This is a genomic window from Pseudomonas sp. BSw22131 (assembly GCF_026810445.1).
Lineage (GTDB): Bacteria > Pseudomonadota > Gammaproteobacteria > Pseudomonadales > Pseudomonadaceae > Aquipseudomonas > Aquipseudomonas huanghezhanensis.
The window spans coordinates 423,832-450,104 of record NZ_CP113949.1 but is presented as its reverse complement, the minus strand read 5'-3'; the positions used below and the strand labels follow the sequence as shown (position 1 = coordinate 450,104).

Here is a 26,273-nt window from a genome sequence, read left to right as displayed (position 1 = left end):
GGATTATCCCGTAATCGGTTTTAGCTTCGCACTAAGCGCTCCTGCAGCTGATGCATGACCTATAAAATCTGGCTGATTGCCTGGAGGCGGTGTGGGGCCATGCATATGCCCTGCAATAGATGCGTTCATTTGCTCCACTAGATCGATCAGATCCGCCAGTACTTGCAACACGTTAACCGCCTCAGAACCTAACCAGGTTTTCGGCGCAATCAAGCGTTGCTGAAGGGCGGCCACGCTACTACGGGCGCCAAGGATCATCTCCGTCATATCGCCACCGACCACGGCGTTATGCTTCTGGCCGAGCACCAGATTCAAATTCCGGCCCGTGGCGAGGTGCAAATCATCAACGCTGGCCAGGCTCGCGGATCCACCCGAGAGAAGCTTCAGCGCGCCCAGCGCCTGAACGGTCTTTGTGCCTCCCACTGTCTCACTGCTATGGTTAGCGACATCGATGTCGGTGGTCAGATAGGTCTCTTCGTTTTCCAGCGCCTGTACCGCACGCTCAGTTGCCCGGTCGGTAATTTTCGCGTCTGTCTGCCGGGTCCAGTTGCCCTCCGCGTCCACGCGCTGCTGTACGGCCTCGCTGTGCTGCCAAAGCTGATCGCCTTTTGGAACGCTGGGAAGACTCAAGCCGTGTGGCAGGATCTGCATGATGAAAGGTTTGCTCGGCAGTCCGTAGGCGAAGCTCACCACGACGGTGGTACCGATGGCAGGGAATCCGAAGAATCCGGCTTCCTCACCGCCAGCTGGTATCGGCAGTGGCACACCCAGCAAAGGGGGTAACGATGAGTCAATTTCACCGTCCGGCCCCATGACCAGAAGGTGGACGCCATAACGCGGCCGGAAGTCGTCACTCAATCCCTTTTCAGATGGCGGGTCCGCAATAGCGATGACCTGCGCCAGTCGTGGCAAGTGATAGTTCCCGGTGAGCTCCGGGAAACGCCGTTCGACAATGCGGATTACAACCTCTTCCATTTGATGGCCATCTCGGTGCCGGCCAGCGTCACTGACGTAATCCGCTCGCCCTGGTTAATTGTGGCGCCTGGTCGTAGCCCGGGAAGAGCGGCGACAGTCGCGCTTTGATTGCCCTGGTATTGATCGAACAGCTCAACCGGTAACTGCAGCGCTGGTTTGCTGCCCCAGTAACTGTCAGCCCAACTGCCCACGTAAACGTCCCCATCACCCTGTTGTTGCCAGATGAAATCCGGAATGTTGAATACCGGGGCAAGGCTGTCCATGGTCTGAATACCTGCGGCGAGGGAGTAAAAGTACGGTGACTTCACCTTGGCGTAGGGCGCGTCGGGAACGCGAAACCGGAGTCCTGTTTTTTTGCTCACCTCGGTCAGCACGTCCCGCAAATTCACATGGCGCAATCCCATCGGTAGCGGGTGAGTCAGAATCGCGGCCACCTCACGGCAAAAAAGCACCTGCTCCTGGCTGCTGGAGGTAGTGCAGCGTTCGACGTAGCCGACAAAGTGACGCTGCAGCGGCTTGTCGTTGTAACCAATGTCCAGAGTCACCAAACCCTTCTGCTGCCCAGGGGAATTGATCACGAAATTGGCGCGACCGGGATTATGCAGATCTAGTCGCACCTCATCGCTGACCAGCTCGAAAGGCTCGCCGTTAATGCTCAGCACTTTGTTCAGTTTCACAGGGGCGGCGCCAGGTAGTCGTCGACACGCTTGAGCAAGCCTTCGAAACCGCTTAGCTCGGGCCCTCCGGGCGCGCGCTCAGCCGACGCATCTGCCACTTCGCTGCCTGCGCCGATTTGTTGCTGCACTTGGCTGGCAGGTCGACGTGTCTCGACCCGTTCCGGGTTGGAGAGCTTCTCGGTCAGCGTGAACTGGACTCGCCATGCTGAAAGGCTGTCATCCTCACGGGCACTGATGTTGTCGCTGAACTGAACCTGTCGCACGCCGAACGCCTCGGCGGTGTCATTCACCAGCCGATAGATTTTGAGCGCGCCACCGGCGCCGGTTCCTTCGGCCAAGCGCATGAGGTCGGTCAGGTTTGCTCGGTCGCGATACGGGATTAATAAGGATACGGTCAGAGCCTTGGGCTTGAATCCTGTGTGCGAGCTGTCCGTATTGCTGGTCTGCCCGGATAGATCCTTGCTCTCGATCCGCAGGTTGGCTGTGACCTTGAGGGATTTACCCCTGACTTTTTGCCCATCCAGTAGCAGCGTCATAAACCCACCAGTTCCTGGACAAAGCTCAAGCCTTCGAGAGTACCGACCATCATCACGCCTGCGCACAGCACCCATTCGTGGCCGGGAGCGGCCTCGGCCAATAGCTGGCGCCGCAGCTCGGCAGTGTTGCCTGGTCCGATCAGGCGGGTCACGGTAGAAAGCTCGGGAATAGGGTTGGCCAAGGCTTCTTTGATTGCGCTGAGCTGCTGATCGCGTGCTGTGCTCTGCGCAACTTTGCGTTGAGCCAAAGCGCCCAAATCCCCAAGGGGGGAGCTGTCAGCAATGTAGCCTTCAAGCATGGCGAGCTGACCTGACAGTGCCTGCTTGGTAGCTTTGGTGATTGCGCATCGCTCCAGCGGCAAAGTGCTCCAGCCCGACGAAGAACCAGATCCCGGCAAGACCCATTTCTCCGTCTCAAGTCGTGAAAGATGGCTGGCGCGCTTTTCAGCCCGCGTCAGCTCTGGCACCGGCAGCAATGCATTGAAGCGCGCCAGGCTTGCAGCCAATTGTTCATAGCGAGTGGACAGAAAAAGGATAACGAGAGCGTGTTGCTCCCCGGAAAGCACCGCAGCCCCCGAGCTATCCAGCAACTTGTCACCGAGCAGTTGCACAAGGTTGGGCGCCGATAAGAAGCGCTGGTAGCCCCTGCCTTGCCCAATCCCGGATTGGAATGGCGTAACGGCGATACATCCAGGAGCCTGACCGAGCTGGCCCTCCATCGCGGCGCGCCCAGCGTCTACAGCAGCGATAGCTGCCTCCCCGACAGGTCCGGGGGTGGTGGTGGCCAACCCATCCAGCCCGGCCAAGCGCAGCGCGGTATTAACCAACTCCCCGCCTGCGAGATCCTTCGCCATGTTGAGGCCATCCATCCATTGAGTGGCCTTTGCGGGCCAGCGCATGGTTACCTGCGACCAGGTCATGCCGGTGCGCTCCATTCAAGCGCTTTCATGCCAACCAGGTCTTTATCCGAAAGCATGTGGTTCAACGCCTTTTTCAACTGCTCGGCGTGCTGCAGAGCGATTTGTTTAAAGCTCACCAAATCTTGGCCAACGACATGCAACTGCTCAGCGGTGTGCTCACGGAAGGCTTTTTCGTCCTCCTGATTGGTGCAAGCGCATAGACCATCCAGTGTGCTCAGGATCATGCCTGTCAGATTCACCTGGTCTTCCAGCGTACTGTCGTAGCGATGGGGTTGGCCAAGCCCATCTGAGTAAAAGCCCGAAGTGATGCATGAGGCGCAGCCGTCATTTATCTGGGCAAGCTTTACGGGGTACAGCTTTGCGAGCTGGGTGTTCAGATCATCAACCCAACGCCCGTTCTTCCAGATCTGATCGGGCTCCGGTCGTCTCACGGTGTGACCATTGGGGATGGGACCGATTCCGGTCAGCGTAAGTGGCTCACGGTTGGCGGTGCTGTAGACGATCAGCCCTTCAAAATAGTCGAGCAATTGCCAGGCTTTCCCCGTCCAGCAGGCTGCTTTGAAATCAGGCACGTCCAATGGTGGGGGCGTTGGCACGCAACCACCGGGGACCAGAAAGACGCCAGGCTCCAAGGGCGACTCTTCTGCCTCGATCGGGCCGACGTATACGCCAAGGTGGTTAGTTTGGTAGACGGTTTTGCTTTTCATCATTGGCCTCAATACTTGACACACATAAGCAACGCAACGTTGGCAGGTCTGGTTTCTGAACCCCCGGTGGCTCCTATTGCGATTGCGTGGGCGTGGTTTCCGTCCGCTGCGATGCTCAAGTTGTGGGCGTGTGTGCCTGCCCCATCTATTGCAAGCGCATGCGCGTGATCGCCGACAGCCGATAGGCCTGCGGCAGGGAGATTTGATGCACCACCAGCCGCGATCCACCCAGCACTGAAACCATTGTTAGATCCAAGCGCGTTGGTTGTGTGGCTATGCGAGCCTGCTCCGTAGGTGGAACCGCTGTGGGCATGATGGCCTTGCGCATCAGTTGAGCCAGCGTGGGCGTGATAGCCGGCCGGAGCTGCGGACGCTTCGTGGGAGTGAGATTCGATTTGTCCGGCTTGAAGACTTCCCAGCCTACGGTCAGGATCTAATCCGCGACCTTCATCCAGCCCTCTGATGAACACGCCACGGGAGTCACCAATATTGAAAGTGGTTACTCCGTCGCCGGCACCGTAGAGAGTGCCGATTTTTGCGAACAGTTTGGCGTAGGCCGTACGTGAAACATCTGAGCCATTTCGCTTGAGCCATCCCGGAGGGGCCACCTCCATATCGAAGGCCGCAACCATGCCAACCATTGAGTCGCTGATCTGTTGGCCAAGCCGTTTCAGCGCGGCAGTTGTGGCGAGTATCTCGCTGCTATCGGTCTCCGGATCGTCGCTGATGGCGTTGGGTATCTCACCCAGTTCAACGTCTTCTTTGGTGGTCGCCCGGGCGCGCAGCTCAGGATAGTCGCCGACCTGAGCGGCAAAGTGCTTGATCAGGGCTCCCCTGATCGGCTCTGCGGCTCGCGTGTCGATAAGCCTGCCTTCCACCACCGTCGCAATACGCTCGCAAAAGTGCGCGGCGCCGTTGCCGTCTACGTAATCCGCCATCTCCTCGGCGTAAAGCAGCTCCCAGCGGGAGACGACGTCATTCCTGTCCCGGGCGAGAGACACTACAAGCCAAGCCGATGTATTCGCCCCGGGAGGTTGAGGAACATCGATGGCGCTTGCCAGCGCAAGACGAATGCCCTCGACATACGCCAAGCCTGGCTGGAGTTGAAAGCCATCGTTGATTCTGACCAGTTCATACCCGCTGCCGAAGCAACAGGCGCGGCCGTAGATCTCGCGATTGCTCAGACGCTCGCGCTCATCGATGCCGTGCAGTCGCACGTTGAAATCATGCTGCCAAGTGCTGGCATCAACAGTGATTTCAGTCAGTGCCTGGGCGCCGTCGAAAGCCACCAGGAAGTTGCGAGTGACGTTGTTGCCGATCTGATGCGGCGGAATGTTTTTGCGCTTCTGCTGGATCGGCACATAGGCGACCGAAAGCAGTACGCCTTCCGCTGTTTCCAGGCCCATCCAGTTCCAGTCGAAGTCCCCAAGCTCACTGCCCATCATGAGGCTGTAGACGACTTGGTTAGGGTTCACAAACCCCTTTTGGGAGTATTCCTGAGTGAGAACAACCTGTTCGGCGGGAGGTTTGGCGCCATCACGGTCAACCGGTTGATCAGGGTTCAGGTCTGGCACTAGCGCGAGCACAAAGCGCACGACCTCCAGCACTTCCCCGGCGTTGAGCTTCTGGGCGATCAGGCTTTCGCCGGCTTTGGTAATGGCAGCGGCCAAGGGGCAGCCTCCTACAGCGTGGCGATCAGGGTCATCTGATCGTCGTTAAAGTCAGCCACAGCGACCAGTAAGGCCACCGGAGTAATGGTCACAAAGTCATAGCGCCGACAGGTGCGTCCGTACTGCTGAACGATCACCCGCAGCAGCTCGGGGTTATCGGAAAGCTGTGAGTCAGTAAGTCTGAGAAGCACGACATCCCAGTCCCGCTCCTCAAGCCGCTCCTCGATCTCGACGTAACCCACGCCCAGGCGATTGAGGATCCGCATCAGCCCGGCAGTTGAGCCGGCGTCGACTGAATTGATGAACGCAAACTTGACTCGTAGCCGGTACAGCGCCTCGGGCTCGCCGCGAAAGCGGCTGATGTCCCGCTGCCAGGCCAGTAGATCAAGGATGTTCATGTGGCAGGTTTCTGGGTCCATCTGCAGCAGCGGCCACTGCACCCACTGTTCAACCTTTGTCCACCAGCCGTGAGCGGCAGCCTTGAGCTTGTTCAGCTCCGGCCCGTTCAACCAGAAAGGCAACTCGAATTTAAGGTTCAAGGGTCACCTTCAGGCTTTGAATACGAGGGATGTTCAGCTCGGAAAGGATGTCGGTGTTGGTAAAGGCCAGCGATTCAATGCGGGGGAACTGTTCATGCAGCTCTTCCGCCAGGCGCGAAAACGAGAAGCGCGCCTGAGGTGCCGTCAAGGTGGGTTGATAGTCGCTGGTGGTGCTTTCACGAAATGCTGCGCGGATGAATTGCTCGACCTGCAGCTGCAGTCGGGTCTGTAACTCGGCGGTGAGGTTGGCAAGAGGCCAGAGCTTGAGCTCAATGCTGTGCAGGGTTTCAGGCATGACCATCACCAGCAGGTCATCACCATGTCCGTGATTACCTTGCTCCCTGATGTAAGCGTTGATCGTGGCCAGGTACTCATCTGCCGGGACGCCCGCTTCGAACAGTACGTAGGCATTGGCACTACCTGGCCCCCTCGGTGCCCCGTGTTCAAAAAACACGCCGTCGGGACGCACACCAGGGAACGTGGTGATCATCGCGCGGTAAACGGCGTCCGTGTGGTACTGGTTGACCGCAGAGAACTGGTTGCGAGTGCGCAGCCGTAACTGGTCGTTGGGCTCGCGGTCATCGCCAGGGCTCGTCAGCCAGTCATCTGCGTTAACGACCTGCACGATACCGGGTACCGGCACTGGCAAAATCGCGTAGTAGCCTGGCGCCAGGTTAAATCCGCTTCCAGCGTCAACAGCCTCAACGGGGATCGCCAGTTGATACTGTCCGTCGGCAAATGTACCGGCCTCGGTGGTTTTCAGCTCATAGACATGCCCATTGATCGCGGCCGACTGGACTCGGGTATCGACGTCGACAACCAACGTGCCGGCTGCCGAGCCACGGGTGAATAGCAGCGAGCCCTTAGCCAGCGTTGCCTGCTTGCGCTCCAGGTTTACCGCCCATGCGAGCATGTCCAGCCAGCCGTCCACTGCGGTCTTCACGAAGAAGTTGGGCAGTACGGTGCCCGTGATCAGGGATATCAGCCACAGCACCGGCTTGGTGATCAAGGCTGAGACGATCCTCCAAAACGGTGAATACGCGCTTGTGTTGCTCAGTTTGCTGCCCTGATCAGCGACTTCCTGTTCCCAGGCTTTCTTCAGCTCTGCCTCGGTTGTTGGAATGCCGGCATCCTGCAGGGCTTCTTTAAAATCCACTTCGTTCACAGAGTCACCTTCATGTGCCCAAATTTCAAAGTGGTTGCAGTGACCAGGTACCGTCCGGGTATCTCCTGAAGGATTCGCGCCGTGCCCGGTACCAAACGAACATCAGCCTCCACCAGCAGCTCGATTTGCTGGATGCAGTCACGCTGACGAAGCCGGTCACGCTCGGCAATCAGCGTCACCAGCAGGCCGCTGTCACGGATCATGTGTGCAATGTCTTGGGCAATGCTGGCCCTGTCATCCACCAGCAGCGGCTGATTGGATGGATCAAGCGCCAAGTCATTGCCAACAATCAAAAGGTCGACGTAGTTGCTCATGTCAGCCCGCCATATCCATCAGCCCCTGCAGTTCATGGGTTGTCATCGGTTTGTTGGTGTAGATATTCACGGTCTCAACCTGCTTGCCGTTGTTCTGGGTGGTGCTGTTCTGGATGCTCGTCAGCAGCCCGCCAGGCGGTACCGCCGACGCACGTGAAGGGGAAAGAGAAGGGATTGCGGCGCTGATGGTCTGCTGCGCACGCTTGGCGGCCTCAAGGCTGCTGAGATCAGGGCCCGCAGGCATTTCACCGAACTTAGCCTTGATGTCGACGCCGGGTATCTTGTTCAGCATGGCGATCAGTTCGTTGATAGAGCTGTGAAAGATCGCAACGATGCCGTCCCACGCGGCAGTGGCCATGCCCGACCATCCGCCCATGGAATCGAACCAGCTCGAAAGCGCTGTGAGCTGATCGGACACCCAGATAAACGCATCGGAATTGAGCAAGGCGCCGGTCCATTCATCCCAGTAGTAGACGGCAGCGATGATCACTGCGACCAAGGCAATAATCCCGACAACTATCCAAGTCACCGGATTGGCCCACAATGCCGTGTTGGTCAGCCAGATCGCGGCTTGCCAGATCATCATCGAGGCAGTGGCCGAACGCAGCCAGATGACCAGCACTGCCATGCGCATCCAGGACAAAGTCATGGCGGCAGCGTTGACCATGTAGGCCCTGGTATTGCCCAAGGAAGCTGCGGTCATCAACTTCCACAGCATCAGCACCGGCACGGCAGCCGTGCGCCAAACACCGAAGACAAAGGTCATCAGCGACACTGCGGCAGTCAGGACCACCACACCCAAAACGGTCAAGCCGATGACACGGGTCAGGTTGGGGAACAGCGTGGTCCAGCGCACTAGTGAGGATCCTCCCTCAGCGAGTCGCTCGATCAATGGGTTGAGGGTCGGCAACAGCTTCTGACCGAATGCAATTCGCACCGCTTCGACTGCGCTGTTAAAACGTTGCCAAGGATCGACCATGGCCTTTGCCATGGTCTCGGCTTGCGCCATACCCTTGACCTTACCCAACTGATCCATGCTATTGGCCAGGCCAGCGGTGTCGTTCATTAGCAGCTTGATAAGACCCACAGCCTCATCAGAGCCGAAGGCCTTTTTCAGCACGTCGGAATCGGCCACCGTAAGGGTGTCGCCGAATTTCAGCTTGAGTTTGTCCAGGATGTTCAGCATTGGCAGCAGCCGGCCCTGGCTGTCGGTGAACTTAAGGCCCAGCTTGTCTTGCGCATTACCGACGCCAGAGAGGAAAGCCTTGTATTTGGTCCCAGCCTCGCCGCCGCTCATGGTCGATTGCAGTGTGCCGAGGATGGCCATTTGTTCAGATAGGCCGACACCGGCAGCGGTGGCGTTGGCACCGATCCCGGTGAATGCCGCACTCATCTGTGCCCCGGTGGTCTTGAACATCTGCACGGCTAAGGCGGTGGTGCCCGCCAGGTTCTCAACCCATTCAGCTTTGCCCATTGAGTCGGCTTGACCTTTGAAAATGCCGTACATGGTGCCGACGTAGTTGGTGATGGTCGCAGCATCGGCTTTAGTGGCTTTGGCCAGTACGTTGGAAGCGCCTGTGAAAGCCGCCAACTGCGTGCCAGTCAGCCCAGCGATTGCGCTCTGAATGTCGTACGCCGAACTGACAAAGGCGGTGGCGTTTTCGCCATAGGCAATGCTGAACCGCAGGGACTTGGTGTTGAGCAGATCCAGAGCATCACCGGCTACGCCCAAGCTCTTGACTGTGCCTAGGGCAGCGTTTTGAGCCAGCGCCGGTTGCAGTGATTGCTGCAACGCGTACCCAGTGCCAACCAATCCACCCAGGCCGACGCCCATCTGTTTGATTCCGTTGGCGCCTTGTTGGCCCAACTGGCTAAAGCTTTGGTTCACCCGGCCCAGAGGCTTGGTGACCTGGTCGACGAGGCGCAGGACAAAGTCCAGTTTGCTGGTGGTTCCAGAGGCCATTTGTGTTCCTTACTCGGCTTCTGATGCAGCGGTTGCCAACCGCTCGCGACAGATTGAGATGTTGTGATCGAGCATCTCGCTGCCCAGCCACTCATAACCTTCCAGGGCGGCGGCCAACAATGTGGTGCCCGATCCGGCGAATGGGTCAAGGATCCGCCCGCCACGCTCGCAGATCTTTACGACCTCACGCATCAAAGCTGTTGGCTTACCCGTCATATGGAACTTGTCTGCCCTCAAAATCGGATGACGGAATACGCCCGGTAATACCGGCGCCTCGCGGTCCAGTGGCATACCTTCCTTACTACCCCAGATGATGTACTCAGCCTGCGAACGAAAACGGCCGGACTGAGGCCGGACACCTTCGGTCTTGTCCCAGACAGCGATGCCGCGCCACGTAAATCCGGCCGCTTGCAAAGCGTCAGTGGTGAGCGGCAGTTGTCGCCAATCGCTAAACAGACATACCGGTGCTCCCTGTTTTAAAACGCGGAAAGCCTCTGAAAGCCACAGTACGTACCAGCTCAACTGGGAGCGCTGATCGCGGTTGTCCCCGGTGAATTCCGCAAAGGTGGTCAGTTGTCCCGGTTGGACGTATTTCGTCGACGGTGAGCGCTGCCGCGCCCCGATGTGTAATCCACCGCTGGAATACGGCGGATCGGTGATCAGCGCATCAACTGATCCGGCATCAAGGGTTGCCAGAAACTTGAGGCAATCGCCCTGGTAAAGGTGGTTTTTCATCAGTTACAAAACTCCTGTAGTTAACCCTTCAACGCCTTGGCAATGCCGTTGGAGACGGCGATTTCCATGCGCTTCCAATGCTCGTCTTCCAAGTACTTTGCGGTGCCGAGGTTGTGGGCCGTAGGCTCACTGCCGGGCAACCAGCGGTCTACTAAGGCCATCAACTGACCTAAGCCGTCGTCGCTCAATCGGTCCGCCCGATCAAGGGCTTTTTTACGACGATCTCAACGTCAGGCCCGTACTCCTCGAGGAGCGCGCCGGCCAGTTGCATGGTCAACACCGGATTGCGTAGCAAAGGACGCAGGCTCGCTAGGTCCTCCTGTTTTACGGTGGTGGTCAGCAGGTTGTTCGAGGGAGCCACTTTGTTGTTCGGTGTCACGGCGTTGAAGTACTTGGTCACGTCCTGGGGAGTCAGGGTGAACGTGAAATCGGTTTCTCCGACGGTCATGGTGATGTCACGTGCTGCATCGGTCATGGGCTGTTTTCCATTTTCAGGTTGGATTGATGTTGCGAGCGTCGGCTCGTCAAACGAATGTGGTCCTGCAGGCCAAGGATCATTTGCTTGCTCAGGGCGAGCTGATCTCGGAGGGTGAAATAATCCGGTCTAGCGTTTCCTGCGAGTTCGGCGGTGTCTGCATCAACCACGCTGCTGGAGCGGGCAGAGTCGGGCACGACTGGGACGCTGCAGGTGGCGTGGAGGCGCAGCCGCTTACGGCCATCCACAACGTCGCGGCGCAAAGCCAGGTTCTGGTCCTGCTCACTTTTCAGTTCCTTTGTTCGCTGGAGGTCTACTTGGTCGCGGGCCGCAAGCATTTCGCCGCTTATTCTCGCGGCCTCACGCATGCCCTGAAGTTCGTCCCGGGCGTTATCGCGCTCGCGCAGGGCTTCATCGCGCTGGTCGGTGATCCAGTCGAAGGCAACCCGGCTTAACAAACCGGCGAAAACCAGAACCAAAGCAAGGCGCAGCGGGCTGACAATCATTGGATGCAAAGCCTCGCCTCGGCACGACGCCGACTGTGCAAACCGGGCACAAAGTGCTTTTGTCCCGCAGCGTCGGTGACGTAAGCCCAAACGGGCGTAGTTCCATTGGGCGCCCATGCCAGGGCTTTGCAGCCTTCTGCTAAATGGCCGGCGTTTATGAGGCCCACGGCTCGACTGGCACAGGTGTTTGAAGTACCCACGTTGTGCGCGTGACTGCTCAGCGCGTCGAACGTGTTCTGGCCGATCTGTTGGTTCGTCAGGCAGTCAGCCAGAGCGAGCTGCCCTTTCCGGATGACCAGGCTTTCCACTTCTGCACATCGTGCGTCAGACCAAAAATCACCGATTACCAGGGGATATGGGCTTGTGTGCTCGGTGAGCCCTTTGCAAACAGTGGGAAGTCCCCGGGCCAGCTTGTCGCCATAAACAATGTTTTGGCCGGTGCCTTCCCATGTGCCTAGGAACAGGATCAATGGGGTGCTGGCCAACGCAATTGCACCGGCGCCGATCTTGCCGCGCAGACTCATGGAAACCACATGCGCAGCACTGCGGGCACGGCCATCTGAAGCAGCGCGCCCAGCACAGTGAGAATGGTCAGAAGTCGAGTGACCTTGGTGCCGATTGTGGTCACTGTACGGGTCAGGGTGGCTTGGCCCTCGTTTAGGGCCGAAAGCTGTCCGGCCATGTGTTCAAACTGCTGTTCCAGCTTGGTGACGCGGGTCGGTACGGTTTCGTGTCGATCCTCGATGTCATTCACACGGTGCTCAAGTACCGCTACCAGGTTATCGAGTTTTCTGAACAGGGCGGCGTCGACCACCACCACCTCAACAGCAGGCTCAGTAGTGGTCATCTACGGCCCCTCCGTTCGAATGCGCTTTGGCACAGTACGCATCGGGTGATCCCGCCCAACGCCTGTCGCGCTGGCGGTATGTTCTGACCGCAGTCTTTGCAATGGCGCAGGCTCGGACCGGTCGGGCAAAAGCGGGCGAGCTGGACCTTGAGCGCCTCATCGCGCTGACGTTGCTCCAGTGCCTGGGCGCGGTCGAACGAGTCAACCATCAGCTCAGCCCCTCGATCTCGGTAGCGTCGAGGTACGGCACACCGTTGATATGGATGAAGTCCGGACTGGTGACGTCAAACGGCACCTTGTGAGTGGACTTGCTGCCGCCCTTTGGATCGATGTCCAGCAAACTGGCGATCTTCACCTTGCAGCCAAAGGCCTCTACACGCAGCTCGTCGGTTGCGGTCTTCGCAAAAAACAGGGTGTCGAAAGGCTCAAGCTTTCTAAACGAGCCTGCGCGGCGAGCAGCCTCAATCAGCAGGCCAAAGTTCTGGCTGTCGAGCTCAAACTCGCCGCTGGCAGCCACGTCGCCGTCGACGTGGCCATCAGGTACGCCCTTTGTCTGGGCCACTGCGCTGTTGTCAGTGATGTCGAGAGACGCTTTCTCCATGTGCACCTGTAGATCGCCCAGGGTGACGTCAAAATTCATACCGCTGATACGGGCCATGAGTTACTCCTCGTCCTCTAAAGACAGGTCGAGCGCGATGTTCGCGGTCAAGTCCTTGGGGCAGTTGTAGGGGCGCAATTTGATGTAGGCCTCAATCGTGGTTCGGGTTTTCCAGATCAGAACGATGTCGCCGTCTTTTGGGGGCTGTATATCGCCAGGGAATTGCAGGCCGGCAAACGTCGCCGAGCGCGACATTTCCCGCAGCGGTCGCATCAACCTGAGGGTGGTGCTCGCCATGCTGTTGGGGGTGCTGTTGACTGTGCGATCCGCGACCATGCGAATCAGTAATATGCGGACACGCCGAGCGGCCTTGTCGACGATGCGCAGGTTTTCGATGACGCCGAAATCGCTGCCAGGCGCATCGAGCATGTTGGCATCGCCCCAGTACACTCCGGGGTAATCGGGGTAGGTCTGCGGGACCGACAGACGCGCCTTGTCGAGCTCTGCCAAAACGGACGAGGGCAGTGACTGGCCTTCACTGTCTACTGGCACAGCTCCGAGCCCGACCAATGCGCCTGTGGCTACGCGCATCGGGCTGTCGGCGATACTCACGGCAGCGTTGGCTAACCGGCCGGCCAATACACCCAGATCGTTTCCGTGCAGTTGTGGCACGACCATCACCAGTGCAGCGGAAAGGTCTTTCGTGACGGTGCGTTGCTCGCCCAGGTACGCCGCCCAGTCTTTATCAGCGGTAATGCCGGCGCTGGCAGCCATCACAAACACGCGGCGGCCATACTGATTGTTCAGTGACACGGCCGCTGCGTGCATTGCAGCCAGTTCAGTGCCGTCAGTTACTGGCTTGGTGATGACCACCGCCTCGACCGAGACACCTTCGCGCTGAGCCATGTCCAAAGCGTCTGACCAGTCACCATCCTCAGCCAGCGGCGCCGCCATGCAGGCCCAGCGATTACCGCCATTCAAGCGAGCCGCGGTGATCTGGGTTTTAAGGTCGGAGTCAGAGTCGCCCAGGTCGATATCCAGATCGCTGTCAGTGTTCAGCGCCATCAATTTCCCGACGTTTTTCGACGCCGGCCCGATGAATAGAAAATAGCGTTCAATCTCCGTGACCGGGCCTTGACCCAGATTCAGGTTGTTGACGCTGACTTTGCCTTGAGCCATGGAAGGTCTCGCTATCGTGGGGCATTAAGGGTTTGCTGTAAGACGGTGCTGAGGATTTCGCGCACCTGGTCTGCAGTCGCGCCCAATACGTCGCGGGCGGGAAGCGCAATCTTCCAGCTTTGTTTTTTGGTGTGGCCTTCGAGCTGGGCGAGGATCAAACCTGCCTGACCGCTCTTGAGGTTCTCGACGATCCATCGCGGCGCAGGCCGCTTCCAGCGTTTGCCATTGCGGATCTGATAACCCGCCTTGAGCAACGCTCGTGCCTGCTGCCTGGTCGCAGGCATCCCGTAATCGGGGCTTTTACCCAACCGGCGTAATCGGGCCAGTGTCATCGTCTCGGTCTGGCCGTGCTGATGCTCGGCGGCGATTCGAGAAACAAGGCGGTTTTGCCATCCGAGCACGGCCTGGTCGGCGCTCAGACGTGTGACCTGCAGGCCTTTGCCCAAACCACTTAGCATCTTGCGTTTGCGACGCGCTTTACGGGGGGCGTAGGCCGAACCGTCGACGTTGCGCTGATCGCGGATACGCTTGCGATTCGGGGTGCGCAGCCGTTTGCTGGCGTTGTTGAGCAGCCTGCGTCGCTTGGATGCTGGCAGCGCCAAGAGCTGTAACTTCTCCTGGGCGTTGAGCAAGCCCCGGATGTCGAAATCAAGGGGCGGCGCGGTCACTGATCACAGCCCCCCGCTCAGCAATCCACAGGTCGAACGGCACGAGAGCCCATCGCTTGCCGAACGCATGAATCTCGCCGTCGTCGGTTTCGCTGAGGTGCAGCGGCTCGATGAAATCAAGCTGCAGCTCGACATCGGCTTCATCAGCAGTGACCTGATCAATCTCGAACACCGGCACCGCCAAATCGTCGTTTGCGCGATCCTGGTCGCAAACCTCCAGCCAAGATCCAACCAGGGCCATCAGGCGTGCCGGATTGTCGGCAAAGCGTTCTATCGAGATCACGGCCCGATAGCGCATGTCGCCCATGTGCAGCCCTTTTTCAGTCGGCTTCCAGTACAGCGGCAAACTGACCTGTTCCGCCCAGCTGTCGATTTGCTCGGCCGGGACCATGCAGCGCTCGACCAGGTATCGCGTGAGCGTCCTAAGTTTTTCCATCAGATCAACTCCGCCGTGACCCGGCTGCGGCCTTGAATCAACCGCACGGCCTGCTGACTGAAAGACAGAAACTGCTCGTGGGTCTGCGGTGCCTCTTTGGCCAGATTCTCGGCAGAGTCGCGACGGATGACCGTTGCGAACTGGCTAAGCAAATACGCTTTCGCTCGGCAGTACACGGCGCGCTTGTAGCTGAGGGCCATGAAAGTCCGCTCCGGCAGAATCATTGGATCCGCAGCGGCAACGTTGTCTATGCCGACGCTTTGCCACGCCGTCTTGCGTCGGGCCAGGTCGACATTGACCTCGCCCATCGCCTGCGAAATGCCGTCCACCAGCAGATCCACCAGGTACTCCGCCGGCAGGCGATACCCTTTCTGAAATTCAGCCACGTCCAGGTCAGGCCAGAAGCCGTCGTTGGCAATGGGCTGATTGATCAAGGCGGTGGGTTTACCGGAAAAACTCATCTGCAAGCTGCTCTTGGAATAGGGCGGGAAACCATGTTTCAGGAAGGCCAATTCATAAATGATTGAGCTGCCATCACAGGTTCCCGCTGGGGGGGGTAGTCGTTACTCGGCGCCTGCTTGCTGCTTGCGCAGCGCCTTTGTGGCGTCATCGTGTTTGGTCTTCACACCGATTGCGGGGAAGAGCGCCGTCGCTCGCTCAAAGTGAGCAATCGCTTTAGCCCACGCCTCCTGGTCGAACGCGATCAATCCGAGCAACTTGTGGTAGCGCGCAGGAATTTTCTCGAACAGCTTCCACTCGGCTTCTACGCGCGGCAGCAGCTGTGAGATGTAAGGCTCTGGGCTGCGACCCGCCTTGTATTCGGCGTCCGCCCAATCCATGACGGTGTCAGCGATGAAAGTCGGGATATCTCGGCGGAAACGCTCCGGCATGACTTGCTTTTGCTGAATGGCGAAGTCGGCCAGCTCCAGCGCCGGTTCGAATTGCTCGGTATCGAACAACCAGACCAGAACCTGCATCAGCACCGGATTGGGGTGGTTCAGACCGGACTCGCGGTAACGCTGTACGTACTCCAGGTACTTGGGCAAAAGCTCGTCACGTTTCAGCCGTTGGCGATCGGACATCGAGTTGAGATCCGACAGCCTGGAGCAGTCCTCGGCCAGCGCGCTGATCATCAACGCCAGGTGCTTTTGGGCATTGGCAGGGCCAGCCAACGCCGTTCCTGGCGTGTAGGTCTCGGACTTAGCCGAATTGACCGCTGGGCCATGCTGCAGGGTTCGTTTCTTATGGTTCAGGGCCAGGCTCATGCTTCACCCTCACCTGGATCTTCCGGAGCAATCGGCGCTTTGTCGGCAACAAACTCGACATTGGTGGGCTCGATGCCGGCGAACTTGCCGAGCTGCTCGACTACGTACCCTTCGTTGCGGCTGTTGTAGTCCTCGGTGCGAGACCGTTTAGGGTTCTCCAGCAAGTACCGGCGCCACGAAGTGTCCTGGAAGTAAATGGACAGGTTGTCGAACGAGGTGACAACCACGCCGGTCGATGGGAAGTGCGGACAGGTATAGGAAGGTAATCCCCCATAGGTGGCAACGACCTGGGCCAGCTCAATGCGCTCTTTCTCAGTCGGTGTATGGCCCTGCGCGGCATACAGCTTGCCTTTGTCATGCGCCAGCAGGTCGCGGCCAATGAGGGCTACCAGGTCACCGCCGTCGCGGAACTCCTCATCGATCATCAGCGACACATCGAATACCAGGGCATCGAGGTTGGCATAGTCACCGAGACCACCAATCTGGATTTTCCTGGCCACCTTACCTTCGACGAGTATCTGCTGCGGTGCCTGTTCGCGAACGATCTGCATCCAGCCCTTATTAACATCCTGCAGCAGCGGATTGGCTGTTCGATCGGTGTCGGCCTTTGCTTCCACGCCGTGCCAGCCGATCATTAGGCGGTCGAGCCCGATCTGACGCAGCACAGCTGCGCTGTAGCGTTTGGCAAAGTCTTTGAACTTGGCCCAGGCGTCGATGGTAGAGAATTTCAGCGTGACGTCACTGTGGGTGTCATGCAGCTCGTAACCCAATCCGTCCAGTCCGAGCACGTTACGCGGCTCGCGATCTTTGGCGTCCGTATTGGTGCGCCCGGTCACTGTGCCGTTCACGCCCATCATGACCTTTTCGCCCTTGATTTCAGTCACACCGATGACGTTGATCCGCTGTAGAAATGCAGAACTCAAGGTGATGCGATCGTTGAGTGTCTGGGCCAGCGTCGGCTCGACGTTGAACTCCTCTCGCGCACTCGTCACGCCGTAGGTGCGCGCGACACTGTCCTGTAGGGCGTGGTAGGTCTGGCGGGCTTTGGGGCTGAGTTGACTCATCAGTAAACGGGCTCCGGTTCATCAGTCACCGCGCCAATGGTATTGGGCACGTCTTGGCCCTTGCCCTTGTTCAGCGCGGTGTTGAAGTTTTCGGCCAGTTGATCCAGCGAGCCCTTGAGCTCGTTGAATTGCTCGACGGTAATCGCGTTGCCGGCAACGCTTTCCGTCGTTGCTTCGGGCGGCGTCAGCTCGGTCTTTTCAGGTTCGGTCTTTTGCGTGGCGAAGGTGGCCGCACTGGTTTCGAGGCGGGTTGCCACGTTGCCAAGCTTGTCCACGGCCGCAGCGAAGGCCTCGGCGGTTTTCGGGTCCATGGTGGAGGTCTCGGGGTCAGGTGTAAGGGGTATGGTTGGCGCGTCTTGAGCGACGCTTTTGAAGAGTCGGGTCAGGAAAGAGAGGGCGGACGCTTCGGAGACCTCGGCGGGCGTGAGGTCGCCCAGCGGCTCCAGCGAACCAAAGTGGTTGCCGTTAGTGGCGCGGCGAGAGAAATGTAGCGGCTCCGTGCCCAGGCTTGCGGGTTCATCGGTAACGGCCAAGCCGCGCAGGTAGGGTTTGCCGGTGTCGGCGAAGTTAGGCTCGATCTCGACGCTGGTGAACAGCTTCTGCGCTTCTTTGTTGAGCTGCAGCAGCCGGTCGTTGGGTTGCAACCTGGCAAACAAGCCAACCTTGCCACCGTCGACGTCCTCGGCTTTCACCTCAGTCACGCTGCCGAAATTGCCCATGTAGCGGATGTGCTCGTACCAGATCACGGCTGTGTAGATTGCCGGGTCGTAAGCCTCGGCCATGTCGTGCAGATCCTGCGGGGCAATGGTGCGGCCGTCCGAGGTTTTGCCGCTGGTGGCGACACGTTTCCAATCAGAGACAAGGGTGCGGGGCATGAGGTACATCGCTCGGCGTGAGGTAACAATTGCCGCCACGATAGGCACCTGAAACAGCTCAAACAAACGGTTCAAATCCGCTTTCCTCCTAGATTCAAGTTTTAGGAAAAACGCGGAATTTAAGTGCGGGTTTGTGGTGTTTTCGCTGCATAGACTGCGGCGCATGCCCTACTTACCCGAAGTCAAAGACGCCGCCAGACGGCTGTACCTTCGCCGCTACAAGCCGCGAGAAATCCAGCAACAGCTCAAGCTCTCGAACATTCGGATCGTCTATTACTGGATCGCCAAGGGCGGCTGGGACGACATGCTCACGGACGAGGAGCCGCTGACGGCAGTCAGCCGGCGAATCACGTTGATCCTGGAAAAGAAAGAGATCCTGGCCAAGGGCGATCTGGATGAGCTCGACCGTCTCACCAGTCTGCGCGAGCGCCTGCAGAAGCAATCGGTCAAGCCGGTTGCCACCTCTGCGCCCGATGAATCTCCCGAGAAGCAGGACGGACCGCGCCGTGACCAACGCGACGGTCACCGCGACCGAGATCCCACGAAGTCCAAGAAAAAGCCTAAGCCGCAAAAGAACGACATCTCGCAGCTGACCGAGGTGGACTTCCTGGACAAGTTCATCAGCAAGCTGTTTGGCTACCAGAAAGAGCTGTTTGCCGCTAAACAGAACCCACTAACGCGGCGGATCCGCAACGTGCTCAAGTGTCGCCAGTCCGGGCTGACGTACTACTTCGCTGGCGAAGCGTTCATGGATGCGGTTCTGACCGGCGACAACCAGATGTTCCTGTCGGCAAGCCGAGCTCAGTCGGAGATTTTCCGAAACTACATCGTCAAATTTGCCCGTGAGTGGTTCGGCATCGAGCTGACGGGCAATCCGATCATCCTCAGCAACGGCGCCGAGCTGCGTTTTCTGAGCACCAACAGCAGCACCGCTCAAGGCCACCACGGCCATGTCTACGTCGACGAATACTTCTGGATTCGGGATTTCGACAAGCTCAAAGCTCTATCCGGCGCGATGGCCACCCACAAGAAATGGCGCAAAACCTACTTCTCGACGCCGAGCGCGGTCAGCCATCAGGCGTATCCATTCTGGACCGGTGACACGTTCAAGCGCAGCAAGCACAAGAGCGCGGGTAAGCCTTTCCCGTCAGACGCCGAGCTGCGCCAAGGCATGCTTTGTCCAGACGGCCAGTGGCGCAAGATTATCGATATTCATGCTGCTATCGCCGGCGGCTGCGATCTCTTCGACCTCGAGCAGCTGCGTCTCGAAAACTCAGACGACCAGTTTGATCAGCTGTACTTGTGCCAATTCATCGACAGCACCCAGAGCGCCTTCAACCTCGCAGATCTGGAGCGTTGTTACTCCGATCTGTCGCTCTGGACCGACTTCAACCCGGATCCGAAGGAGCCAAGGCCTTTCGGCAATGTGCCGGTCTGGATCGGCTACGACCCGAGCCGCACACGCGACGATGCCACCTGTGTGGTGGTTGCCCCACCGCTTGAGCAGGGCGGCAAGTTCCGGATCCTGGAGAAGCACTCATGGCGCGGGCACTCGTTCACCTACCAGGCCGCGCAGGTCAAGAAGCTGACCGAGCGTTTCAACGTCCAGCACATCGGTATCGACATCACCGGCGTGGGCTATGGCGTGTTCGACTTGGTGCGCGACTTCTACCCGCGAGCCACGCCGATTCATTACAGCCTGGAAACCAAAAATACGCTGGTGCTCAAGGCGCAGGACACCATCCAGGGGCGCCGTATCGAATGGGATGCCGGCTGGAACGACATTGCCTCGGCTTTCCTGACCATCAAGCGCGGCGCCACCGGCAGCGGCCAGATCACCTACAGCGCTTCACGCACTGACGCGACCGGGCACGCCGATATCGCCTGGGCAGTGATGCATGCACTCGCCAACGAACCCCTCAACGTCAACAAGAAGCGCAGAAGTCGCTGGTCAACCGTAGAAGGTACTCATGCAAGATCCCAAGCCGCAGGCCAATCATCAGGTGCCATCAGCGCCGCCCACGGTCAAAACGTTCAGTTTCGGCGCGCCCGAGTCGGTGCTGACCAACAATATCGGCGAATACCTGGGGGTGTACGCCAGCGACGACGGACGAATCTATACGCCGCCGGTTTCACGCACTGGCCTGGCCAAAATGCTACGCGCCAACGCGCACCACGGCACCATTCCGCGCTTCAAGCGCAACCTGCTGCTGCGTGACTTCATCGCCTCGGCGGGCTGCAGCGCACAGACGATGGGCCGCGCCGCATTGGATTTTATGGTGTTTGGTGAGGCGTATTTTCAGCGCCTGGTTAACGTGATCGGCCAAGTGCTCGAATTGCAGCACCTTCCCGCCATCAACATGCGGCGTAAGGTTGGGGGTGGATTTGTGATGCTGTTGCCCAATGGTCAGCACTTGCACTTCGAAGAGGACCAGGTAGAGCACGTCATGGACTACGACGTCGAGCAAAGCGTCTACGGCGTCCCCGATTACCTGGGCGGCATGCACGCACTTTTGCTCAATGAGTCGGCGACCTTGTTCCGGCGCCGGTATTACAACAACGGCGCTCACGCAGGCTTCATTTTCTACACCAACGACCCGGACTTGTCCGAGGAGGATGAAATGAAACTGCAGAGCCAGATCGGCTCAAGCAAGGGCGTGGGAAACTTTCGCTCGCTGTTTGTAAACATCCCTGGCGGCAGCGAAAAGGCAATCCAGATTATCCCTATCGGCGATATCGCGACCAAGGACGAATTTGAGCGCGTAAAGAACATCACGCGCAATGATGTGATTGCAGCATGGCGGATGAATCCGGCACTGGCTGGGGTGATGCCGGAGAACGCGGCGGGGTTTGGGGACATCGAAAAGATTGATCGGGTTTATACGAACAACGAGATCAGGCCGATCAGTCAGTTGTTTTTGCAGGTGAACAATAGTCTGCGTAATGACCGTCGCATCGCCTGGAGAGAAATTGCCAAAGATGGTTCAGGAGACTAGCCGCCACGACCAACAAATCATTCATCCGTAGGTAATGTGGCAAAATATTGGTCACAGCATTGTAGGGAGGGGTAGGCATGCGGGTGAATTGCAAGGAGTGTGGCAGCAAAGGCCGAATTGGATCGCGCGAGGAACTGTCCGCTGAGTTTGCCAAACTATATTGCCACTGTTCAAACGCCGCATGCGGTCACACATGGGTGGCAAACCTGACGTTCTCACATACGTTGAGTCCATCGGCGCAGGCAGTGGACCGGCTGATTCTGGACCGTCTACGAGAGATGAGTCGAGCTCAGCAATGTGAGTTATTCGAGCTCATCCATGTTTGTCCAACATCTCCTGGCGCCAGGCGAACGGTTTTCTAATCTAGATTAGATCCCTTACTGCGCGCCATTGCACCAGCAAATCGTAGTAATCGCCGCTGATCCCTATACGTCATCGACCGATACAGAGGCAGTAGACGGCGCTCCGTCTCCGTTAGTGCTACCAGCTGAATGCTTGACAGCCGAGCCTCGATCCTTGTTCCAGATGGTTCCAACATGCTCTTACTCCATGATTGCAATGCTGAACCGATCTTATTGATGTAAGCGACCGTTACAGCATCAAAGAATGAGTAAAAGCTGGCGAATATTTATCGGCATGTTGCTAACGATCGGGACTGACCTCAGCCATCGCCCCTACGACTCGCTGCACGGATTGTTGGTCATCCTTCGAGAGCGATCTGTACTGCTGAATGAGCTTATCTTCGGGCGCAGAAAGACCATCTAGTAATGCTGGGGTTCGCAGTCCGATCACCACATAGAGAATATCGACACCAAGGGCTGCAACGGCCCCCAGATAAGCAGTGTCGGGGTTTCTGCCTCCACGCTCATAACTCCCTTGCGTGTTGCGAGTGACGTTCCCGACCTGTGCCAGATCTTCTTGCGAAAGTGCTAACCGAATCCGTTCTTCGCGCAAGCGTTCGCCCGCGCCTTGGTTCGAGAATTCTCCCGATGACAAATTTTTCAAGCTAAAACCCTTTACAAGACAACTTTATTTGTCATAATCGGCGTCAGATGAACACCAATCCACACAAACGCACACGAGCGAACACTATGCCCGCCCCTCTCACAACCGAGCAAGCCCGTGCATCTCTTGATCGCAAGGGCACAAGCATTGCCCAGTTCAGCAGAGATCATGGGCTGAACAAAAATTTGGTCAGCGACATATTAAACGGTCGTAAAAAAGGTCGCCGTGGGGAGGCACATCGAGCCGCCGTACTGCTCGGTATCAAAGACGGTGAGATTGCAGAGTAATGGCACGAAATGTGGGGAGACAGCAGAAGATGAAAAGCTCGGTTCTAAAAACACGCCGTGAAGTTGTTAGCGCGATTATCTGCAGTTATCCGGGTGGGAGAGAATGTGCAGCTGCGTGTATCGGCTTGGCATTGAAGAAGTTCGATAACCACGCCTACGAAAACAACAACAGCCGCCCACTGACTGACTTGCAGCTATATGAGCTTGAGCAGAAATCCGGCACAAAGCATTTCCCAAACTACGTTGCGTCGATGTACGGCGGGTTATTCGTTCCCGTGCCAGATCCGGAAACCAATGACATCGTCGAGATGTACAGCCTTTCCGTACAAGTGGCTGCGAAGCGCGGATGTGTCGACCAAGAGCTTGCCAAAGCGGTTGCGGATGGTTGCATCAACAAAGTCGAAGCCGAACATATCCTCAACGCACACAACCTGCACATTGCGGCACGTCATGCCGAAGTGCTCGCTGCGATCGATCTCTATCGAAACAAGTCAGGGGCTGCACAATGATCAACGTTCCCATGGATATGGATTATCGCAGCACGATCCGCGCCGCGGCAGTGGCATTCCTCGAGCGTCATCAAGGCGAGCACCTAGGCGATCAGGGCCAGTTCATTCAGCGCACGATCAATCACTTGATGCACAGCTTTCAGGTCGACAAAGCTCTGGCTCTCCGCTTGGTCTGTGAAGCCCTGGGGGATCTGGCGGAAATCAACGTGCGCCAAAGGGTCGACCTAAACGCAAGCGCCGAACACACAGTGGTTATCACTGATCCAGTCCGAGGCTGTACCTGGTCGGTTCCGGTTTACCTGATCTACGAACACCTGATTTCCGCCGGCCACGGCAAACGCATCACCCCCGCGTCCTAATACCCCTTAAACCAGCCCAGCCCCACCTCAGTGGGTATGGGTGAGCTGCGCCCGAATTCGAGGTTCCTGATGGGAAACGCACTGAATATCAATGCCCAGATGCCCGCTGCCCAGGCTCAAGCCTTACTGGCGGATCTGCGTGCGCACTACAGCATGAGCCTCAATGACTACTGGTACGCCGATGAATTTCGTAATGTCCCCAGGGAAACCAGGCACAGCTCGATCCTCAAGAAAAAGCCGGTGATGGCAGCACAGCAACGACTGATGGCCGCGCTGTCACTGAGCCTCAAAGCAGCGAAACAATCATGAGAGACGACCTGCGTCTTGACGTCCTGCAGCGCCTGGAATCTGACTTCGGCTTGAAGCATCGAGCCGGTACCGAATACATGCGCGGCGGTGAATGCCCTAAATGCCACAAGCGTGAGCTGTACAGCCGTCACGACAAGCCGTGGCAGGTGATCTGCGGCCGATCGGAGAAGTGCGGCCACACCCTGCACGTCAAAGAAATCTACGATGACCTATTTGAAGACTGGAGCAAGCGTGCGCCGGCAACAGATAACGCCCCCACTGCCACAGCCCGGGCGTACCTGGAGTTCGGCCGCGGCTTCGACATCGAGCTGGTCGCTGGTTGGTTCACACAAGAAACCTACTATTCAGCCCAACACAACGCAGGGAGCGCCACAGTGCGTTTCCCTTTGGATAAAGGCGGTTACTGGGAACGCCTGATCGATAAGCCGGCTCGTTTCGGGAAGATGAAAGCCCGTTTCGCACCAGGTGAAAGCTACCGTGGCGTGTGGTGGTGCCCGCCTTGCGTCGACGTGCTAGAGGCCAAGGAAATCTGGATCGTTGAAGGGATCTTTGACGCCATCGCCCTGGTACATCACAACATCGCTGCGGTGTCGGCGATGTCCTCGAACGCCTTCCCTGCTGACTCGCTCAAGGCGCTGGTAGAGGCACGCCCGGGCAAACTTCCAAAGCTGATCTGGGCATTGGACAACGAACCAGGTGCACACGCTTACACCAAGCGTTGGGTCCGCATGGCCCACGAACTGGGCTTCACCTGTGAGGCCGCTCAGATCCCGCAGCGCGATAGCAGAAAGGTTGACTGGAACGATCTGCACCAGCGCTGGCAGTTCCTGGACGAAGGCGAGAAGCGCGCCGCCCAGTTCGATAAGGACATCACCACCGCACGCCATCACGGCGCTTTGCTGATCGCTGAGAACGCCACTGAAAAAGCGCTGGTGATGTTCGATTGGAAGCGTCGCAGCGAATTCCACCTGGAGTACGGCAACCGCCTGTACTGGTTCAAGTTGGACTTGGAGAAATACAACAAGGCGATCCAGGAGCTCGAAGACAGCGAGCACCACGACGACCAGCAGTTGAACAATAAGCAGATGCGCGCCAAAGCCATGCAGCAGTGCGGAGCGTTGCAACGGATCGCAACCTGCAATCCCAAAGCGTTGTACTACCAGGAAAACAAGCTCACCGACGAGTCCTGGTATTACTTCCGGATCACCTTTGCCCACGATGCGCAGCCGATCAAGAACACCTTCACCAGCTCACAGATTGCATCGTCGGCCGAGTTCAAGAAGCGCCTGCTGGGTATCGCCCCGGGCGGGATGTTCACCGGTACCACCCAGCAGTTGGATGCCTTCATTGAAGAGCAGACCGATGCCCTCAAAACCGTGCAGACCATCGACTTCACCGGTTACACCCGTGAACACGGTGCTTACATCTACGGTGACGTAGCGGTGCGCGACGGGAAGGTGTTCAAGCTGAACGAAGAAGACTTTTTCGATATGGATCGGTTGAGCATCAAAACGCTCAGTCAGTCCGTGATCTTGAACCTGAATACGGATCTGGAGAAGTTTGACACCGAGTGGCTGGACATCATCTGGGAATGCTTCGGAGCCAAGGGGCTTGTGGCGCTTGCGTTCTGGTTCGGATCACTGTTTGCCGAACAGATCCGTCAGCACCAAAAAAGCTACCCCTTTGCAGAGATCATCGGCGAGCCAGGCGCTGGCAAATCAACCCTAATCGAGTTCCTGTGGAAGCTGTGCGGCCGCGTCGACTATGAGGGGTTTGACCCAACCAAGGGCACCCCCGTTGCTCGAGCACGGAACTTCGCCCAGGTCGGCAACCTGCCAGTGGTACTGATCGAGTCTGAACGTGAAAAGACTGACGGCAGCCAGACCAAGCAATACGACTGGGATGAACTCAAGACCGCCTACAACGGACGTAGCGTCCGTTCTACCGGTGTGAAGAACAACGGCAACGATACGCGGGAGCCTCCTTTTCGGGGCGCCGTGGTCATCGGCCAGAACCACGCGGTGAACGCCTCCGAACCGATCCTGCAGCGTCTGGTGCATATCCATATGACCAAGGAAGGCCAGACACCCCAAACCAAGTTGAAGGTGGAAAAGCTCGAGCGGATGCCGATCGACCGTGTCAGCGGCTTCCTGGTCAAGTCGACGATGAAAGAAAGTCTGGTCATGCAGACCGTTCGCGAAAGCGGCCCGATGTACGAACAGCAGCTGCTCGCCCTGCCGGAGATCCGCACCGTGCGGATTGCAAAGAATCACGCCCAACTGCACGCACTGGTCGATGCCCTGGTGCACGTCATTCCGTTGAAGAAAATCCAGATCGATGCAGCACACGCTGAGATTCAAAGCATGGCCAAGGCGCGCCAGCTGGCCATCAACGCTGACCATCCGATCGTCGTCGAATTCTGGGAGCTCTACGAGTACCTGAACAACTTCGCCGGCGGACTGAATCACTCCCGCAATGAAGGCCTGATCGCCGTAAACCTGAACGACTTCGCTAAAGAGGCGGCAGAGAAGCGGCAGAAAGTGCCAGATCTGACCGAGCTCAAACGCCACCTGAAAACTAGCAAATGCCCGAAATTCGTGGAAACGAACAGAAACGTGTGTTCGTCCTGGGACATCGACGCGGCGAACAAACCCAAAACAGTGCGGTGCTGGATTTTCCAAGCTGCGTGAGGAG

At 57.9% G+C, this 26,273-nt stretch carries 34 protein-coding genes; 8 read left to right on the top strand and 26 right to left on the bottom strand.

Features of this window, described 5'->3' with window-relative positions; all coding sequences use genetic code 11:
* Positions 1-3 precede the first annotated feature (3 nt).
* The 25 genes from OYW20_RS02060 to OYW20_RS01940 all read right to left on the bottom strand — a co-directional run bounded on the left by OYW20_RS02060 (position 4) and on the right by OYW20_RS01940 (position 18,189).
* Positions 4-975, bottom strand: a complete 972-nt coding sequence (locus OYW20_RS02060) for a hypothetical protein (protein ID WP_268799079.1) — start codon at positions 973-975, stop codon at positions 4-6.
* Positions 960-1,652 carry a hypothetical protein gene (locus OYW20_RS02055; protein ID WP_268799078.1) on the bottom strand — a complete coding sequence of 231 codons (693 nt, stop codon included), beginning with the start codon at positions 1,650-1,652 and terminating at the stop codon, positions 960-962. Before OYW20_RS02055 ends, OYW20_RS02060 begins: the two co-directional genes overlap by 16 nt.
* Positions 1,649-2,188 (bottom strand): baseplate complex protein, encoded by a 540-nt coding sequence (locus OYW20_RS02050; protein WP_268799077.1) that lies wholly within the window; start codon positions 2,186-2,188, stop codon positions 1,649-1,651. Before OYW20_RS02050 ends, OYW20_RS02055 begins: the two co-directional genes overlap by 4 nt.
* Positions 2,185-3,108: a hypothetical protein gene (locus tag OYW20_RS02045; RefSeq protein ID WP_268799076.1), complete on the bottom strand. Its 924-nt coding sequence runs from the start codon at positions 3,106-3,108 to the stop codon at positions 2,185-2,187. The genes OYW20_RS02050 and OYW20_RS02045 overlap by 4 nt, the downstream gene beginning before the upstream one ends.
* Positions 3,105-3,815 carry a DUF4376 domain-containing protein gene (locus tag OYW20_RS02040; RefSeq protein ID WP_268799075.1) on the bottom strand — a complete coding sequence of 237 codons (711 nt, stop codon included), beginning with the start codon at positions 3,813-3,815 and terminating at the stop codon, positions 3,105-3,107. The genes OYW20_RS02045 and OYW20_RS02040 overlap by 4 nt, the downstream gene beginning before the upstream one ends.
* 8 nt (positions 3,816-3,823) lie before the next feature.
* Positions 3,824-5,485, bottom strand: coding sequence for a phage tail-collar fiber domain-containing protein (locus OYW20_RS02035; protein ID WP_268799074.1), 1,662 nt, complete (start codon positions 5,483-5,485; stop codon positions 3,824-3,826).
* 11 nt (positions 5,486-5,496) lie between these two features.
* On the bottom strand, positions 5,497-6,024 hold the full coding sequence (locus OYW20_RS02030; RefSeq protein WP_268799073.1) for a phage tail protein: 528 nt from the start codon (positions 6,022-6,024) through the stop codon (positions 5,497-5,499).
* Complete coding sequence (locus tag OYW20_RS02025; protein WP_268799072.1) at positions 6,014-7,189, bottom strand: baseplate J/gp47 family protein; 1,176 nt, start codon at positions 7,187-7,189, stop codon at positions 6,014-6,016. Before OYW20_RS02025 ends, OYW20_RS02030 begins: the two co-directional genes overlap by 11 nt.
* Positions 7,186-7,503: a DUF2590 family protein gene (locus tag OYW20_RS02020; RefSeq protein ID WP_268799071.1), complete on the bottom strand. Its 318-nt coding sequence runs from the start codon at positions 7,501-7,503 to the stop codon at positions 7,186-7,188. Before OYW20_RS02020 ends, OYW20_RS02025 begins: the two co-directional genes overlap by 4 nt.
* A 1-nt stretch (position 7,504) precedes the next feature.
* Positions 7,505-9,466 carry a phage tail tape measure protein gene (locus tag OYW20_RS02015; RefSeq protein ID WP_268799070.1) on the bottom strand — a complete coding sequence of 654 codons (1,962 nt, stop codon included), beginning with the start codon at positions 9,464-9,466 and terminating at the stop codon, positions 7,505-7,507.
* A 9-nt stretch (positions 9,467-9,475) separates the two neighbouring features.
* On the bottom strand, positions 9,476-10,201 hold the full coding sequence (locus OYW20_RS02010; RefSeq protein ID WP_268799069.1) for a DNA-methyltransferase: 726 nt from the start codon (positions 10,199-10,201) through the stop codon (positions 9,476-9,478).
* Positions 10,202-10,221: 20 nt separating this feature from the next.
* Entirely contained in the window at positions 10,222-10,362 is a 141-nt protein-coding gene (locus tag OYW20_RS02005) for a DUF6890 family protein (RefSeq protein WP_268799068.1), read from the bottom strand.
* A gap of 23 nt (positions 10,363-10,385) precedes the next feature.
* A complete protein-coding gene (locus OYW20_RS02000; RefSeq protein WP_268799067.1) occupies positions 10,386-10,676 on the bottom strand; it encodes a putative phage tail assembly chaperone in 291 nt (96 codons plus the stop codon).
* A complete protein-coding gene (locus OYW20_RS01995) occupies positions 10,673-11,182 on the bottom strand; it encodes a lysis system i-spanin subunit Rz (protein ID WP_268799066.1) in 510 nt (169 codons plus the stop codon). The genes OYW20_RS02000 and OYW20_RS01995 overlap by 4 nt, the downstream gene beginning before the upstream one ends.
* On the bottom strand, positions 11,179-11,706 hold the full coding sequence (locus OYW20_RS01990; RefSeq protein WP_268799065.1) for a lysozyme: 528 nt from the start codon (positions 11,704-11,706) through the stop codon (positions 11,179-11,181). Before OYW20_RS01990 ends, OYW20_RS01995 begins: the two co-directional genes overlap by 4 nt.
* Positions 11,703-12,029 carry a hypothetical protein gene (locus OYW20_RS01985; RefSeq protein WP_268799064.1) on the bottom strand — a complete coding sequence of 109 codons (327 nt, stop codon included), beginning with the start codon at positions 12,027-12,029 and terminating at the stop codon, positions 11,703-11,705. Before OYW20_RS01985 ends, OYW20_RS01990 begins: the two co-directional genes overlap by 4 nt.
* Entirely contained in the window at positions 12,026-12,238 is a 213-nt protein-coding gene (locus OYW20_RS01980; RefSeq protein ID WP_268799063.1) for a TraR/DksA family transcriptional regulator, read from the bottom strand. The genes OYW20_RS01985 and OYW20_RS01980 overlap by 4 nt, the downstream gene beginning before the upstream one ends.
* Positions 12,238-12,687 carry a phage protein gene (locus tag OYW20_RS01975; RefSeq protein WP_268799062.1) on the bottom strand — a complete coding sequence of 150 codons (450 nt, stop codon included), beginning with the start codon at positions 12,685-12,687 and terminating at the stop codon, positions 12,238-12,240. The genes OYW20_RS01980 and OYW20_RS01975 overlap by 1 nt, the downstream gene beginning before the upstream one ends.
* Before the next feature lie 3 nt (positions 12,688-12,690).
* Complete coding sequence (locus OYW20_RS01970; RefSeq protein WP_268799061.1) at positions 12,691-13,806, bottom strand: DUF2586 domain-containing protein; 1,116 nt, start codon at positions 13,804-13,806, stop codon at positions 12,691-12,693.
* An 11-nt stretch (positions 13,807-13,817) separates the two neighbouring features.
* On the bottom strand, positions 13,818-14,474 hold the full coding sequence (locus OYW20_RS01965) for a phage virion morphogenesis protein (protein ID WP_268799060.1): 657 nt from the start codon (positions 14,472-14,474) through the stop codon (positions 13,818-13,820).
* Positions 14,455-14,910, bottom strand: coding sequence for a phage tail protein (locus tag OYW20_RS01960; RefSeq protein WP_268799059.1), 456 nt, complete (start codon positions 14,908-14,910; stop codon positions 14,455-14,457). Before OYW20_RS01960 ends, OYW20_RS01965 begins: the two co-directional genes overlap by 20 nt.
* On the bottom strand, positions 14,910-15,371 hold the full coding sequence (locus tag OYW20_RS01955) for a head completion/stabilization protein (protein WP_268799058.1): 462 nt from the start codon (positions 15,369-15,371) through the stop codon (positions 14,910-14,912). Before OYW20_RS01955 ends, OYW20_RS01960 begins: the two co-directional genes overlap by 1 nt.
* 102 nt (positions 15,372-15,473) lie before the next feature.
* Complete coding sequence (gene gpM / locus OYW20_RS01950) at positions 15,474-16,175, bottom strand: phage terminase small subunit (protein WP_268799057.1); 702 nt, start codon at positions 16,173-16,175, stop codon at positions 15,474-15,476.
* Complete coding sequence (locus tag OYW20_RS01945; protein ID WP_408005494.1) at positions 16,172-17,242, bottom strand: phage major capsid protein, P2 family; 1,071 nt, start codon at positions 17,240-17,242, stop codon at positions 16,172-16,174. The genes gpM and OYW20_RS01945 overlap by 4 nt, the downstream gene beginning before the upstream one ends.
* Entirely contained in the window at positions 17,239-18,189 is a 951-nt protein-coding gene (locus OYW20_RS01940) for a GPO family capsid scaffolding protein (protein WP_268799055.1), read from the bottom strand. The genes OYW20_RS01945 and OYW20_RS01940 overlap by 4 nt, the downstream gene beginning before the upstream one ends.
* Before the next feature lie 88 nt (positions 18,190-18,277).
* Here OYW20_RS01940 and OYW20_RS01935 point away from each other — a divergent pair, with 88 nt between their 5' ends.
* From OYW20_RS01935 to OYW20_RS01925, 3 genes are all read left to right on the top strand, one after another.
* Complete coding sequence (locus OYW20_RS01935) at positions 18,278-20,332, top strand: terminase large subunit domain-containing protein (protein WP_268799054.1); 2,055 nt, start codon at positions 18,278-18,280, stop codon at positions 20,330-20,332.
* Positions 20,268-21,110, top strand: coding sequence for a phage portal protein (locus OYW20_RS01930; RefSeq protein WP_268799053.1), 843 nt, complete (start codon positions 20,268-20,270; stop codon positions 21,108-21,110). The genes OYW20_RS01935 and OYW20_RS01930 overlap by 65 nt, the downstream gene beginning before the upstream one ends.
* Positions 21,111-21,187: 77 nt before the next feature.
* Positions 21,188-21,472: an ogr/Delta-like zinc finger family protein gene (locus tag OYW20_RS01925; protein WP_268799052.1), complete on the top strand. Its 285-nt coding sequence runs from the start codon at positions 21,188-21,190 to the stop codon at positions 21,470-21,472.
* Positions 21,473-21,752: 280 nt separating this feature from the next.
* Here OYW20_RS01925 and OYW20_RS01920 read toward each other — a convergent pair whose 3' ends face one another.
* Positions 21,753-22,115, bottom strand: coding sequence for a helix-turn-helix domain-containing protein (locus tag OYW20_RS01920; RefSeq protein ID WP_268799051.1), 363 nt, complete (start codon positions 22,113-22,115; stop codon positions 21,753-21,755).
* 86 nt (positions 22,116-22,201) lie between these two features.
* Between OYW20_RS01920 and OYW20_RS01915 the strand changes: the two genes are divergently transcribed.
* From OYW20_RS01915 to OYW20_RS01895, 5 genes are all read left to right on the top strand, one after another.
* Positions 22,202-22,402, top strand: coding sequence for a DNA-binding protein (locus OYW20_RS01915; protein ID WP_268799050.1), 201 nt, complete (start codon positions 22,202-22,204; stop codon positions 22,400-22,402).
* Between the two features lie 29 nt (positions 22,403-22,431).
* The gene (locus OYW20_RS01910) at positions 22,432-22,911 is read left to right on the top strand and encodes a YmfL family putative regulatory protein (protein ID WP_328284818.1); all 480 of its coding nucleotides are present in this window, start codon (positions 22,432-22,434) and stop codon (positions 22,909-22,911) included.
* The gene (locus tag OYW20_RS01905) at positions 22,908-23,270 is read left to right on the top strand and encodes a hypothetical protein (RefSeq protein ID WP_268799048.1); all 363 of its coding nucleotides are present in this window, start codon (positions 22,908-22,910) and stop codon (positions 23,268-23,270) included. Before OYW20_RS01910 ends, OYW20_RS01905 begins: the two co-directional genes overlap by 4 nt.
* 69 nt (positions 23,271-23,339) lie before the next feature.
* Positions 23,340-23,579 (top strand): hypothetical protein, encoded by a 240-nt coding sequence (locus OYW20_RS01900; protein ID WP_268799047.1) that lies wholly within the window; start codon positions 23,340-23,342, stop codon positions 23,577-23,579.
* The gene (locus tag OYW20_RS01895) at positions 23,576-26,269 is read left to right on the top strand and encodes a toprim domain-containing protein (RefSeq protein ID WP_268799046.1); all 2,694 of its coding nucleotides are present in this window, start codon (positions 23,576-23,578) and stop codon (positions 26,267-26,269) included. The genes OYW20_RS01900 and OYW20_RS01895 overlap by 4 nt, the downstream gene beginning before the upstream one ends.
* The last annotated feature ends 4 nt before the right edge of the window (positions 26,270-26,273 follow it).

What these genes read in the sequence shown, in the direction of transcription:
- OYW20_RS02050 (WP_268799077.1), bottom strand. Translation starts at nt 2,188, where the DNA reads ATGACGCTGCTACTGGATGGGCAAAAAGTCAGGGGTAAATCCCTCAAG.
- OYW20_RS01930 (WP_268799053.1), top strand. Translation starts at nt 20,268, where the DNA reads ATGCTACGCGCCAACGCGCACCACGGCACCATTCCGCGCTTCAAGCGC.
- OYW20_RS02010 (WP_268799069.1), bottom strand. Translation starts at nt 10,201, where the DNA reads ATGAAAAACCACCTTTACCAGGGCGATTGCCTCAAGTTTCTGGCAACC.
- OYW20_RS01905 (WP_268799048.1), top strand. Translation starts at nt 22,908, where the DNA reads ATGATCAACGTTCCCATGGATATGGATTATCGCAGCACGATCCGCGCC.
- gpM (WP_268799057.1), bottom strand. Translation starts at nt 16,175, where the DNA reads ATGAGCCTGGCCCTGAACCATAAGAAACGAACCCTGCAGCATGGCCCA.
- OYW20_RS01960 (WP_268799059.1), bottom strand. Translation starts at nt 14,910, where the DNA reads ATGGAAAAACTTAGGACGCTCACGCGATACCTGGTCGAGCGCTGCATG.
- OYW20_RS01985 (WP_268799064.1), bottom strand. Translation starts at nt 12,029, where the DNA reads ATGACCACTACTGAGCCTGCTGTTGAGGTGGTGGTGGTCGACGCCGCC.
- OYW20_RS01915 (WP_268799050.1), top strand. Translation starts at nt 22,202, where the DNA reads ATGCCCGCCCCTCTCACAACCGAGCAAGCCCGTGCATCTCTTGATCGC.
- OYW20_RS01970 (WP_268799061.1), bottom strand. Translation starts at nt 13,806, where the DNA reads ATGGCTCAAGGCAAAGTCAGCGTCAACAACCTGAATCTGGGTCAAGGC.
- OYW20_RS02000 (WP_268799067.1), bottom strand. Translation starts at nt 10,676, where the DNA reads ATGACCGATGCAGCACGTGACATCACCATGACCGTCGGAGAAACCGAT.
- OYW20_RS02040 (WP_268799075.1), bottom strand. Translation starts at nt 3,815, where the DNA reads ATGAAAAGCAAAACCGTCTACCAAACTAACCACCTTGGCGTATACGTC.
- OYW20_RS02045 (WP_268799076.1), bottom strand. Translation starts at nt 3,108, where the DNA reads ATGACCTGGTCGCAGGTAACCATGCGCTGGCCCGCAAAGGCCACTCAA.
- OYW20_RS01990 (WP_268799065.1), bottom strand. Translation starts at nt 11,706, where the DNA reads ATGAGTCTGCGCGGCAAGATCGGCGCCGGTGCAATTGCGTTGGCCAGC.
- OYW20_RS02015 (WP_268799070.1), bottom strand. Translation starts at nt 9,466, where the DNA reads ATGGCCTCTGGAACCACCAGCAAACTGGACTTTGTCCTGCGCCTCGTC.
- OYW20_RS02005 (WP_268799068.1), bottom strand. Translation starts at nt 10,362, where the DNA reads ATGGCCTTAGTAGACCGCTGGTTGCCCGGCAGTGAGCCTACGGCCCAC.
- OYW20_RS02020 (WP_268799071.1), bottom strand. Translation starts at nt 7,503, where the DNA reads ATGAGCAACTACGTCGACCTTTTGATTGTTGGCAATGACTTGGCGCTT.
- OYW20_RS01900 (WP_268799047.1), top strand. Translation starts at nt 23,340, where the DNA reads ATGGGAAACGCACTGAATATCAATGCCCAGATGCCCGCTGCCCAGGCT.
- OYW20_RS01925 (WP_268799052.1), top strand. Translation starts at nt 21,188, where the DNA reads ATGCGGGTGAATTGCAAGGAGTGTGGCAGCAAAGGCCGAATTGGATCG.
- OYW20_RS01895 (WP_268799046.1), top strand. Translation starts at nt 23,576, where the DNA reads ATGAGAGACGACCTGCGTCTTGACGTCCTGCAGCGCCTGGAATCTGAC.
- OYW20_RS02060 (WP_268799079.1), bottom strand. Translation starts at nt 975, where the DNA reads ATGGAAGAGGTTGTAATCCGCATTGTCGAACGGCGTTTCCCGGAGCTC.
- OYW20_RS01975 (WP_268799062.1), bottom strand. Translation starts at nt 12,687, where the DNA reads ATGGCCCGTATCAGCGGTATGAATTTTGACGTCACCCTGGGCGATCTA.
- OYW20_RS01935 (WP_268799054.1), top strand. Translation starts at nt 18,278, where the DNA reads ATGCCCTACTTACCCGAAGTCAAAGACGCCGCCAGACGGCTGTACCTT.
- OYW20_RS01980 (WP_268799063.1), bottom strand. Translation starts at nt 12,238, where the DNA reads ATGGTTGACTCGTTCGACCGCGCCCAGGCACTGGAGCAACGTCAGCGC.
- OYW20_RS01910 (WP_328284818.1), top strand. Translation starts at nt 22,432, where the DNA reads ATGAAAAGCTCGGTTCTAAAAACACGCCGTGAAGTTGTTAGCGCGATT.
- OYW20_RS01995 (WP_268799066.1), bottom strand. Translation starts at nt 11,182, where the DNA reads ATGATTGTCAGCCCGCTGCGCCTTGCTTTGGTTCTGGTTTTCGCCGGT.
- OYW20_RS01955 (WP_268799058.1), bottom strand. Translation starts at nt 15,371, where the DNA reads ATGAGTTTTTCCGGTAAACCCACCGCCTTGATCAATCAGCCCATTGCC.